A 10,926-nucleotide genomic window follows, 5' to 3' on the forward strand; every position below is an offset into this window, starting at 1 on the left:
TGCGCTAGCGTGCAGTCACTCGTGAGCGGGGGGACGCCGCCGGTGCGCCCCGGGCGTCGCAGGATCCCGAACCGCCGGTCGATGAGACAGGAGAGTTTCCGATGACCTTCCCCAGTGGCGGGCCCGGCTACCCCCAGCAGGGCCAGCCGTCCCAGGGACCGCCCCCGTCGGGCGGGTTCCCGCAGCAGCCCCAGCCGCAGCAGGGCCCGCCTGCCGCGGGCGCCGGAGCGCCGCCGAACCTTCCGCTGCTGCTCTCCCTCGGCGTGGCCGGGCTGGGGCTGGTGGAGTACTTCCTCGGTTTCGCCACCGAAGCGGGCACGGCTGGGCAGCCCATTCTGTTCCTGCTCGTGGGCGGTCTGCTGTCGGCGCTGAACCTGCTGCCCAAGGGACCGAAGACGCTGCCGTTCGCCGCGCTGTTCAGCGTGCTCGGCGGGCTGGGCGCGCTCGACGCCGTCATCTCCGGGCGAACGTCCGCCATCGTGATCGTGGTGCTGATCCTCGGTCTCCTGCAGATGGCCGCGTCGGTCGCCGTGCTGCTCTTCGAGTACGAGGTGCTCAAGCCGCCGGCCCCGAAGCCGTCCGCCCCGGCCTACCAGCAGCCTTACGGGCAGCAGGGCCAGTACCAGCCGACGCAGTACCAGCCGGGGCTCGGCCAGCAGAGCCAGCAGCCGCCGCAGCAGCAGCAGCCGTCCTCCCAGCAGCAGCCGCCCGCGACGCCGCCGCCGGGCGGGCAGGCCACGACGTACGCGCCGCAGCAGGGCCAGTTCTTCCAGCCGCCGTCGGAGCAGAACAAACCGGGCACGCCGCCCGGAGGTTTCGGACAGCAAGGCTGAAAACCCTTCGCGTTACCCACCCGCTGTGACTCTCCGTGTCACAGCGGGTGTTTTTATTGACGTGGCGCCACGACCGGGTGGGCGTTGGATTCACCACGTCAACCGGGCGGCGTGCCTCACCCGGACGGCCGAGCGCGGATGTCATGGTCGGGGACATGCAGGTGCTCACCAGTCCCGGCCGCCCCGCGGGCGACGAGCCGGTGGGCGACTCCCATGACCAGGATGTCCCGCAGGCACCCCGGTTGCGGGTGTTGCTCGTCGCGGCGCTCGGCCCGCTCGTCACCGGTTACGCGGTGGTCGCCACCCTGCTCGCGCTCGTCACGCTGACCGCCGAGCACGCGATCTTCTCCGCGGGCGGCGTGCTGCTGTCGGCGGGCCCTGGCTGGCTGGCCGCCTACCAGGTCGAACTCGGGATCGGCGGCCATCCGCTCGGCATGCTCCCGCTGCTGCCGACAGTCGGCGTGGTGCTGCTCGTCGCGCGGGCGGCGGCCAGGGCCGTGCAACGGCTTCGGTGCGCCAGGCTGCGGCACACGGTCCCGTTGATCGCCACGATTTCCGGCACGCATCTGCTGTTCGGCCTGCTGATTTCGCTGCTGTCGATCGGCGAACCGGTCCGGGCGAACCTCGCGCTCGCCGCAGTGGTGCCCGCGGTGATCTCCGGACTCGCCGCCACCGCTGGGGTGCTGCGCCGGTTCGGAATGCCGCAGGTGCTGGCCGACCGGCTCGACCCGCTGGCTCTTCGCGGTTTGCGCGCCGGCCTGCTCGGGCTGTTCGCGTTGCTGGCCGCTGGCGCTCTGACGCTGACCGCCGCCATGGCGCTGTCCGCGCGCACGGTGTCCAGCCTGTTCGAGCCGTCGTTCGGGAGCAGCTTCGGCCTGTTTCTGCTTTCCGTCCTGTACCTGCCGAACGCCGTGGTCGCCGCGATGTCGTTCGTGAGCGGACCCGGGTTCAGCATCGGCGGCCTCGGCGTGCACCTCATCGGCTACCGAGGCGGTTCCGTCCCCGGAGTTCCGCTGCTCGGTGGCATCCCCGAGCACGCTGCGTCGTGGTGGCCGGTGTTGCTGGTGCTGCCGCTGGCGGTCGGGGTGCTGGTCGGCTGGTCGGTCCGCGCGGTGGACGACGATCCGGCGGCTCGGCTGCGGGTGGTGGGCGTCGCGGGCGCGGTGGTCGGGTTCGGCTGCGTGCTGCTCGGCACGCTCGCTGGCGGACGGCTGGGTGACGGTCCGTTCGACCCGGTCAGCGTGCCGGTCGGGGTGGCGTCGATCGTCGCGTTCTGCTGGATCGTGATTCCGGCCGGGTTCGTGGCCTTCTTCGCGGGGGCGCACGCTCCGATGCGGCCGGTCGGCTCGCTTGAGGTGGAGGACGAGGTCGAGCCCGAAGCCGAGTCCGAAGGCGCTGAGGCGGAGGAGTCCGAGTCCGATGAGGAGGTCGAAGCCTCCGAAGACGTCGAGGAATCCGAAGCCGCCGAAGACTCCGAAGACTCCGAGGACGAATCCGAGGCCCCCGAGGAGGACTCGGACCTGGCTGAGGACGACGATGACTTCGACGCCGAGGCCGACGCGGAACTGGGCCTCGACCTGCCCGAGGACGAGCCGCAGACCGAAGCCGCCGCGACCGGGGACAAGCCTGAAGACAAGCCCGAAACCCCCGCCGAAGAGCCGGAGGCTGTGACCGAGTCCACCGAGGACTCCGGCGACGCGAAGCCCGCCGAGGACGACCGTTAGGGTTGGGGCGACCTGGTGAAGCGCCGTGCGCCCGAGGCGCACCGCCGTGCAAGGAGCCCGTTCTGGCCAGCCGCTTGGAACTGCCCACTCCGGTGAAGATCGTCGTGCTCGCCTCCGGGTCCGGCACGTTGCTCCAGGCTGTGCTCGACGCCGCCGGGCAGCCCGGGTTCCCGGCCACCGTCGTCGCGGTCGGAGCCGATCGCACCGGCATCGAGGCGCTTGCCCGAGCGGAACGGGCGGACGTGCCGTCGTTCACCGTGCGGGTCGCGGATCATCCGGACCGGGCCGCGTGGGACCGCGCGCTCGCCGAGGCGGTCGCGGCCTACCAGCCCGACCTCGTGGTGTCCGCGGGTTTCATGAAGATCCTCGGGCCGGAGTTCCTGTCGCGGTTCGCGGGCCGCGTGATCAACACCCACCCGGCGCTGCTGCCGTCGTTCCCCGGGATGCACGCGGTCGCCGACGCGCTGGCCGCCGGCGTGCGCGTCACCGGATCGACGGTGCATTTCGTCGACGCCGGGGTGGACACTGGGCCGGTCATCGCCCAGGAGGCGGTGCCGGTGGAGACCGACGACACCGAAGACGTCCTGCACGAGCGGATCAAAGCCGTGGAACGCAGGCTGCTGGTTGAAACGATCGAGCGACTCGGCCGTGGTGGGTGCACCGTGGACGGACGAAAGGTGAGGTTTTCGTGAGCACAGCACAGGGACGGCGCCCGGTCCGGCGCGCGCTGATCGGCGTCTCGGACAAGGCCGGCCTGCTCGAGCTCGCGACCGGCCTGCACGCGGCCGGCGTGGAGATCGTGTCGACCGGCGGCACGGCGAAGGTCATCGCGAACGCCGGGGTTCCGGTCACGCCGGTCGAGCAGGTCACCGGGTTCCCCGAGTCGTTCGACGGCCGGGTCAAGACGCTGCACCCGCGCGTGCACGCCGGTCTGCTCGCCGACCAGAGCAATGACGACCACGTCGCGCAGCTCAAGCAGCTCGACATCGCGGCGTTCGACCTGCTCGTGGTGAACCTGTACCCGTTCCAGGCGACTGTCGCGTCCGGCGCGAGCCCCGAGGACTGCGTCGAGAACATCGACATCGGCGGTCCCGCGATGGTGCGCGCGGCCGCGAAGAACCACGGCAGCGTCGCTGTCGTCGTGGACCCGGCGCGGTACGCGTGGGTGCTTGAGCAGGTCTCCGCGGGCGGCTTCGAACTCTCGGACCGCAAGCGGCTCGCTGCGCAGGCGTACGCGCACACGGCTGCGTACGACACGGCTGTCGCGTCGTGGTTCGCCAACGCGTACGCGCCTGCGGACGACAGCGGCTTCCCGGACTTCCTCGGCGCGACGTGGGACCGTGCGGACGTACTGCGCTACGGCGAGAACCCGCACCAGAAGGCAGCGCTGTACCGAAGCGCGCAGCCGGGCCTCGCGCACGCGGAGCAGCTTCACGGCAAGGCGATGTCGTACAACAACTACGTCGACACGGACGCCGCGCGTCGCGCCGCCTTCGACTTCTCCGAGCCGGCTGTCGCGATCATCAAGCACGCCAACCCGTGCGGGATCGCTGTCGGCACGGACATCGCCGAAGCGCACCGCAAGGCGCACGCCTGCGACCCGGTGTCCGCGTACGGCGGCGTGATCGCCACGAACCGGCCGGTGAGCGTCGTGGCGGCGGAGCAGATCGCCGAGGTGTTCACCGAGGTCGTGCTCGCCCCCGACTTCGAGCCGGAAGCGCTGGAGATCTTGCAGCGCAAGAAGAACGTGCGGCTGCTGAAGCTGCCCGCGCTCGAGAACGCGGCCCCGGTGGAGGTCCGGCCGATCTCCGGCGGCGTGCTCGTGCAGACAGCCGACGCGATCGACGCCCCCGGCGACGACCCGGCGAACTGGACGCTGGCCACCGGCTCGCCCGCGGACGAGCAGACCCTGGCGGACCTGGAATTCGCGTGGCGGGCCCTGCGCGCGGTGAAGTCCAACGCGATCCTGCTGGCGCACGAGCAGGCGACCGTAGGCGTCGGCATGGGACAGGTCAACCGCGTCGACTCGTCGCGGCTGGCGGTCTCGCGGGCGGGCGACCGGGCGAAGGGCTCGGTCGGCGCGTCGGACGCGTTCTTCCCGTTCCCGGACGGGCTCCAGGTGCTGATCGAGGCCGGCGTGCGAGCTGTCGTGCAGCCCGGCGGGTCCATCCGCGACGCCGAGGTGATCGCCGCCGCCGAGGCCGCCGGGATCACGCTGTACCTGACCGGGACGCGCCACTTCGCGCACTGATTGTTGTGCTGGCCGGCCGGGACTTTCGGGTCCCGGCCGGTTTTTCATCCCTCGCGCAGGATCGCGTAGACGACCTCGTCGCGGTAGCCGCCGTCGCGCCAGGTGACCTGGCACAGCAGGCCTTCGCGGTGGAAGCCGACCTTCTCCAGCGTGTGCTGCCCGGCGAGGTCCTCGCTGTCGACGAAGGCTTCGAGCCGGTGCGCGCGGGTGTGCCGGAAGAGCTGGTCGACGAGCAGTTGGTACGCCTTCGCGTCGGTGCCGTGGCCGTGATAGTCGGGCAGCAGCGCGACGCCGACCCGGAAGCACCCGCCGGCGGGCCCGCCCCGGTCGGCCGCCTCCCAGGTAGCCATCCCGGCGACGACCGAGTCGACAGTCACCGCGACCGCGCTTGATGCGGGGCTGAGGAACCCGTCCTCAGCGAACCGGCGTCGTGCCTGCGGTCCGGTGAACCTCGTCCACTGGAAAGTCCCGGCGCCGTCCGGGTCCGTGGAGAACCGGTCGAGTACGGGCAGGTCAGCTTCGGCGAAACCCCGCAGGGCGATGTGTCCTGTCTTCATCAGGGTTCCCAGTGTAAAGAGCGGTTTTCCTGGTGTCCGGTGATCTTCCGGGTTCTTTCTCCGTTCGCGCTTGACAGCCGGGGAGGGGCGGGCGAGACTGGATGGTGTCGAACGGGTGTTCGATTCTGTTCGGCGCAGCGGTGTGTTTTTGGGTGTGATTGTTGGGTGACCGTGCGGTTTCCGCACGGATGAGGATGCGGAACCGCCTTCCCCGCGGTGTCGGCGTCCGTCCCGGGCTTTGGTGTGACGACCTGGCCCGGGACGGGCCGTCGGTCGATTCGGAGGAAGGGAGGAAACCGGTGACGACCGGAGCGGCTTCGGGGGCTGCTTCTTCGGGGATTGCTTCGGAGATCGCGGGAAAGGCTTCAGAGGCCGCGGGGGCGGTTTGTGAAGCCGGGGTGACCTTCGCGGACGGTTCGGGTGCGGCTGGTTCCGGAGCGGGTGGCGCTTCGGCTCTGGCTGGTTTTGCTGGAGCGGGAGGTGCTTCGGCCCTGGCCGGGGTGGCTTCGGGGACTGTGGCGGCGACCGGGTCTTCAGTCATGGCCGGGACGGCTTTGGGGGCTTCCCGGGCTAGGGAAGCTCGGGCTGCGTTCGGGGCGGCTTTGGGTGCGAGTGGCGCTTCGGCTTGGGCTGGGGAGGCTTCGGGTGCGAGTGGCGCTTTAGCCTTGGCCGAGGCAGTGTCTGGCGTGGGCGGTGCTTCGGCCTTGGCTGGAGTGGCGTCTGGCGCGGGCGGCGCTTTAGCCTTGGCTGAGGCGGCCGTGGGAGTTTCTGCGACGGGTGACGCTGTAGCTGCGGCCGGGGCGGCTTCTGGAGTGGGTCGCGCTGCGGCGGTGCCGGGAATAGGCGGCGTTTGGTCTCTGGCCGAGGCCGCTTCTGAGGCGAGTGGCTCTTCGGCCGTGCCCGGAAAACTGAGCGCTCCGGTTCTGCCCGCTGACCCTGCTGCGGCCGATCCCCTTGGCGCTGCGGGGATTGCGGCCCCGCTGAAGAAACCTGGCCGGTCGTCTCGGGAGGTCTTTTCCGCCGCGGAACCCCAGGCTTCCGCGCCCACGAGCGTGCCGGAGGCGCGGCCGGCACGCTCGTGGGAAGTACTGGTGCCGTGGTCGGCGATCGAAGCATTGGCGAAGGAACGGACGCCGGTCGCCGCGATGTCCTCGGGTTCGCCGAGGTTGACGTTCTCGGTGGGGGAGACCGGATCCCGTACCCGGCTGAGTTCTCTGGACACAGCGTTCGGACCATGGACGCCATCCAGTTCCAGCGGGGCTGCAGAAACCGCTTCGTCGACCGGGCTTCGTTTGCAGGCCCGGTCAGGCCCATCGGCAGAACCCGGTCGTAAGCCCCGTTCGTTTCCCGCCGGGACTGCGTTATCTGTTGGCCTGCACGGTGATTCACCGGCTCCGCTCCAGCCGGCGAGTCAGCCGGATTCACCAGCACGCCCGCAGCCTTTTGGCTCACCTGCTGACCATGATTCGCCGTCTCGTTTATGTTCGTTTGCTCCAGCCGACTTGAGCCTGGAAACTTCGCCCGAGTCGCAGACCCGGTCAGGCTCATCGGCAGAACCCGGGAGTGAGCCTCGTTCGTTTCCCTCCGGGACCGTGTCATCTGCTGGCCCGCGCGGTGATTCACCGACTTCACTCAAACCGGCGAGCCAGCTTCGCTCGTTCACTCCAGCCGACTCGAGCCCGGAAACTCCGCCCGCGCCCTCGACCCCGAGTGCGCCGCTGGCTGGCCTACACCCGCTAGTTGACTCGCCTGAGCCGACGACTTCGGACGAGCCGCCCACCCGGCTTCGTCCGCCGATCCTGGCTGATTCGTCAAGGGATCCGGAAACTCCCTCCAATCCACCGTCTCCTCTGCGTCCGAAAACTCCTTCAGGCGCTGAACCGGATCCGGCAACTCAGCCCGAAACTCCGCTCACCCCTCCGACCCCACTGCACCCGACACCCTCACCCGACCCGGCAACCCCCGAACCCTCGAAACTCCGTCCTCCGACTCGGCTCCATCCCGCTGACCCATCCTCACCGGCGGATCCGGCACATCCGTTGGCCAAACTGACCGCCCTCCCCGGCGTCAGCACCGCCAGCACCGTCGCCGCGGAGCGGGCTTCCCGGGCCGACTGGGGGCAGGCCGCCGGGCGGATGCTTCCCGTCGCCCCGGCCCTGGCCGATCTCCTGCCCGGGGCTGGGTTGCGGCGCGGGAGCATCGTCGCGGTTCACCACTCCACCTCGCTGCTGTTCGCGTTGCTCGCGGAGGCGACCGTCGCCGGGGCGTGGGCGGCGGTGGTCGGGGCCCCGTCGCTGGGGATTGTCGCGGCGGCTGAGCATGGGGTCGCCGTTTCGCGGCTCGCATTGGTTCCTCAGCCGGGGGCCGAATACCAGGCAGTGATGGCCGCTTTGCTCGACGGCGTCGACCTCGTCGTCACCGAGCCTCGGTCAGTCCGGCCGGACGTCGCGCGCCGGCTCGCGGCGCGGGCTCGGCATCGCGGGGCGGTGCTGCTTTCGTTGGGGCACTGGCCTTCCGCGGACGTCGAACTGCACTGCACTCCAGGCGCTTGGACCGGGGTGCTCGAGCACGGCGCCGGACACCTCCGTTCCCGTCCGGTCGAAGTGCACGCCCGCGGACGCGGTGCAGCGGCCCGGCCCCGGTCGGCGCAGGTCCTTCTGCCCGGTCCGGACGGGCGGATTTCCCGCGGCGAGAAGCGCGTCGCAGCACGGGAAGAAGCAGTCGGGTGAACCGAAATGTCCACAAAGGACAGCAAGACCCGCGTCGCCATCCAGCGCGGATGCTGGTGCTGTGGTGTCCGGACTGGCCCGCGGTCGCTGCCGTCGCCGCGGCGGGGAGTGTGCTTACCCGGCCGGCGGCGGTGTTCCACGCGAACCGGGTCGTGGCGTGCACCGCGGTCGCGCGGGCGCGGAACATCCGGCGCGGCATGCGGCGGCGGGAAGCGGAATCCCAGTGCCCCGACCTGGCGGTGTTCGGCGTTGACGAGGCGCGGGACGCGCGGTTGTTCGAGAACGTCGCGTCGGCGGTGGAGGAACTGGTCGTCGGGCTGGAAGTGGTGCGGCCAGGGCTGCTCGCGGTTCCCGTCGCGGGGGCGGCCGGGTATTTCGGCGGCGAACCGCGGCTGGCGGAGAAACTGGTGGACCAGGTGGCCGCGGCAGCCGGGGTCGAATGCCAGGTCGGCGTGGCGGAAGGGCTGTTCGCGGCGACCCTCGCCGCGCGGCAAGGCGCGCTGGTCGAGCCGGGGCGGAGTGCCGAATTTCTCGCCCCGTTGCCGGTGACCGAGCTGGACCAGCCGGATGCTGAGCGAGCGGATCTGGTCGACCTGCTCGTCCGGCTCGGATTGCGCACGCTCGGCGCCTTCGCCGAACTCGGCGAGCGGGACGTAGCCGCTCGGTTCGGGCGCACCGGCGTGCTCGCGCACCGGCTGGCCCGGGGCCTGTCCGACCGGCCGCCGTTGCGCCGCAGCCCGCCGCCGGAACTGTCGCTCGCCGAATCGTTCGATCCGGTGCTCGCCCGAGTGGATGTCGCCGCGTTCGTGGCCAAAAAACTCGGCGCGCGATTCCACGCCGCGCTCGCTGATCGCGGGCTCGCGTGCACTCGATTGGGTATATACGCGACCACCGAGAACGGCGAACAGCTCGGTCGCGTCTGGCGTTGTGCGGAACCACTGACGCCGCAAGGGGTTGCGGACCGGGTCCGGTGGCAGTTCGAGGGCTGGCTCAAGGCCGCGCCCGGCGAACGGCCCACGGCCGGGGTCGCGCGGTTGCGGCTCGAACCGGAAGAGACTGTCGAAGGGAGGTCATTGCAGCTGGGGCTGTGGCGGGGAAGCGATCCCGGCACTGGCCCAGGCGAGGACGAGGAATTGGCTGCCGAACGGGCTGGCCGGGCGTTCGTGCGGGTGCAAGGCTTGCTCGGCCCGGAGGGCGTGGTCACGCCGTTGCTCGACGGCGGGCGTGATCCGGCGAGCCGGGTCCGGCTCATTCCGTGGGGCGATCCGCGGGAACCTGTCGGACCACCGGACGCCACGTGGCCTGCCCGGTTGCCCTCCCCGTCCCCGGCGACGGTGCTGGAACAACCGTTGCCCGTCCAGGTCATCGACGACCAGGGGCGGCCGGTCGGCCTCACCGCGCGCAAACGGTTGACCGCGCCGCCGCACGGACTGTGCGTCGCGGGCGGGCCGCCGCGGCTGATCACCGGATGGGCCGGTCCATGGCTGGTCACGTCGGGCCGTCGTTCGACCGGACCACAGCAAGCCCGGCTGCAACTAGTGCTTGCGGCAGGGGAAAACGAGGCACCGGAGGCAGTGCTCGTCCTCTGCTCCGGAACGGAAAATCCGGTGTGGACAGTGGAGGGAAGTTATGACTGACGGACAAAGACTGCGAACGGGTCGGCAAACCGGAAAACCCGGTGAAGACAACGGAAGGAAACCACACCTGATGGACTACGACGTGCCGGTGCCCCGAGTCCCGGTCGAACCGCCGTGCCCGTTCGACCCGGTGCCGGTCGCGCTGCTGATCCCGGAACCCCGCCGGTCACCCGAGAACCGGATGGACTGACGATGGGCTGGAACAACCCGCCGGTCCCGTGGAAGGACCTCGCGCGGGCGCTGTCGGGCGGGACGCCGCCCGGCGACCACGGCGACAGTCCCGCGTGGGGACGCAAACGCGAGGCGTACCGCCGCCCCGCCGACATCCCGCCGCCGCGCAGCGACCTGGAAGCCGGGCCGCGAGTGGCGTACGCCGAACTGCACTGCCACTCCAACTTCAGTTTCCTCGACGGTGCCAGCCACCCCGAGGAACTGGTGGAGGAAGCCGCGCGGCTGCGGCTCGACGCGATCGCGCTCACCGACCACGACGGCATGTACGGCGTGGTCCGTTTCGCCGAAGCGGCCAAAGAACTAGGCGTCGCCACGGTATTCGGCACGGAGCTGAGCTTCGGGCTCTCCGGTCCGCAAAACGGCGTCGCCGACCCCGAAGGCGAACACCTCCTGCTGCTGGCCCGCGGCAGCGACGGCTACCGCAGCCTGTGCCGCGCGATCACCACCGGGCAGTTGCGGGGCCACGCCGACGAAAAAGAGGAACGCGCCGAGAAAGGCCGTCCGATCTACGACTTGTCCGCCGTAGCGGAGGAAGTCGCGGGGCAATGCGCGGTGCTTACCGGCTGTCGCAAGGGATCCGTGCGGTCCGCATTGGTGCGCGAAGGCCCGGACGCCGCGTTCGCCGAACTGCGGAGGCTGGTCGATCTCTTCGGTCAAACCCAGGTCTATGTCGAATTGATCGACCACGGTCAGCCGCTCGACAGCACGCACAACGACCTGCTCGCCGAGATGGCCCGTGAACTCAAGCTGCCCACCGTCGCGACGACTGCCGCGCACTACGCGCGTCCGGAACGCGGCCGGCTGGCTGACGCCCTCGCCGCCATCCGCGCCCGGCGCAGCATCGACGACCTCGAAGGCTGGCTTCCCGGGGACGCCGCCGCGTTCCTGCGCTCTGGCAACGAAATGGCGGAAGTCTTCCAGCGATACCCGGGCGCGGTGCAGCGGTCAGCATTGCTGGGCATGT

8 protein-coding genes are annotated in these 10,926 nt (G+C 70.6%); 7 read left to right on the forward strand and 1 reads right to left on the reverse strand.

Features of this window, described 5'->3' with window-relative positions; translation table 11 throughout:
* Positions 1–101 precede the first annotated feature (101 nt).
* The 4 genes from H5411_RS18190 (at position 102) to purH (ending at position 4,808) form a co-directional block, all read left to right on the forward strand.
* Positions 102–833, forward strand: coding sequence for a DUF5336 domain-containing protein (locus tag H5411_RS18190; protein ID WP_183124402.1), 732 nt, complete (start codon positions 102–104; stop codon positions 831–833).
* Positions 834–988: 155 nt separating this feature from the next.
* On the forward strand, positions 989–2,557 hold the full coding sequence (locus tag H5411_RS18195; RefSeq protein WP_246369042.1) for a cell division protein PerM: 1,569 nt from the start codon (positions 989–991) through the stop codon (positions 2,555–2,557).
* 74 nt (positions 2,558–2,631) lie between these two features.
* Positions 2,632–3,249 carry a phosphoribosylglycinamide formyltransferase gene (gene purN, locus H5411_RS18200; protein WP_101435929.1) on the forward strand — a complete coding sequence of 206 codons (618 nt, stop codon included), beginning with the start codon at positions 2,632–2,634 and terminating at the stop codon, positions 3,247–3,249.
* Entirely contained in the window at positions 3,246–4,808 is a 1,563-nt protein-coding gene (purH, locus tag H5411_RS18205) for a bifunctional phosphoribosylaminoimidazolecarboxamide formyltransferase/IMP cyclohydrolase (protein WP_183124404.1), read from the forward strand. The genes purN and purH overlap by 4 nt, the downstream gene beginning before the upstream one ends.
* A gap of 44 nt (positions 4,809–4,852) precedes the next feature.
* On the opposite strand, the gene H5411_RS18210 is transcribed toward purH, so the two are convergent.
* Entirely contained in the window at positions 4,853–5,365 is a 513-nt protein-coding gene (locus H5411_RS18210) for a GNAT family N-acetyltransferase (protein ID WP_101435927.1), read from the reverse strand.
* Positions 5,366–7,500: 2,135 nt separating this feature from the next.
* Here H5411_RS18210 and H5411_RS18215 point away from each other — a divergent pair.
* From H5411_RS18215 to H5411_RS18225, 3 genes are all read left to right on the forward strand, one after another.
* The gene (locus H5411_RS18215) at positions 7,501–8,094 is read left to right on the forward strand and encodes a hypothetical protein (protein WP_101440812.1); all 594 of its coding nucleotides are present in this window, start codon (positions 7,501–7,503) and stop codon (positions 8,092–8,094) included.
* Between the two features lie 50 nt (positions 8,095–8,144).
* Entirely contained in the window at positions 8,145–9,731 is a 1,587-nt protein-coding gene (locus tag H5411_RS18220; protein WP_167442170.1) for a DNA polymerase Y family protein, read from the forward strand.
* Between the two features lie 192 nt (positions 9,732–9,923).
* A partial coding sequence (locus tag H5411_RS18225) for a PHP domain-containing protein (RefSeq protein ID WP_183124405.1) occupies positions 9,924–10,926 on the forward strand: 1,003 nt, incomplete at its 3' end.

It is taken from the genome of Amycolatopsis echigonensis (assembly GCF_014174495.1).
In the GTDB taxonomy this organism is placed as follows: domain Bacteria; phylum Actinomycetota; class Actinomycetes; order Mycobacteriales; family Pseudonocardiaceae; genus Amycolatopsis; species Amycolatopsis echigonensis.